The organism is Flavonifractor sp. An4 (genome assembly GCF_002161755.1).
Taxonomy (GTDB): Bacteria; Bacillota; Clostridia; order Oscillospirales; family Oscillospiraceae; genus Flavonifractor; species Flavonifractor avicola.
Genome location: NZ_NFIL01000116.1, coordinates 1 through 815, shown reverse-complemented (window position 1 = coordinate 815; position 815 = coordinate 1). Strand labels below are relative to the sequence as shown.

The window sequence follows — 815 nt, the reverse complement described above, 5'->3', positions numbered from 1 at the left end:
AGGTCCCGGGGCCGCCAGGGGCAGTCCAGGTCGTGCATGGCGATGAGACGGTCCTGGACATTGGTGCCCGCCCCCATCTTCTGTGTACTTCCCATCAGGACGCGCACCTGGCCGGAGCGCACTTTAGCAAACAGCGCTTTTTTCCGTGCATCGGTGTCGGCCTCATGGATGAAGGCGACCTGCTCTTTCGGGATGCCGCCGCGGACAAGTTTGCGCCGCAGGTCGTCATAGACAGTGAATTGCCCGGAAGCGCCCTGGGGCGTGGAGATGTCGCAGAATACCAGCTGGGTCAGCCTGTCTGCCGCCCCCTCTCTCCAGATGCGCAGGATGTTGCCGGCGCACTGATTGACCTTGCTCCCAGGGTCGTCCGGGAGCAGGGGGTTGAGAATGCGCTGATCCAGTCCCAGCTTGCGGCCATCCGAGGTGATTTTGAGCATGTTGTCCTCTCTGGGTTCCACCTTGCCGCTATGTACCTTACCCGCCCGCTTGGACAGTTCCTGGACCATCTGCTTCTGGAATTCGGTGGGCTGGCAGACGATATTGTGGTACTCCACCTCCGGCACGGGAAGATGGAGCTGATCTGCTGTCTGGATGTCCGCTACCTCTTTGAAGAGGCTCATCAGCTCCGGGAGGTTGAAGAATTTGGAGAAGCGGGTGCGTGCCCGGTAGCCGGTCCCCTCCGGGGCCAGTTCCAGCGCCGTCACGGTCTCTCCAAACCTGGAAGCCCAGCTGTCGAAGTGGGTCATGTCCAGCTCCTGGAGCCTGTCATATTGCAGATACCGCTGCATGGTGTAGAGTTCCGTCATGGAGTTGGA

Annotated in this window: 1 pseudogene; it reads right to left on the bottom strand. The window is 60.7% G+C overall.

Annotated features, from left to right (window positions below):
• A pseudogene (locus B5F94_RS15975) lies at positions 1-815 on the bottom strand (DEAD/DEAH box helicase); the annotation flags it as partial.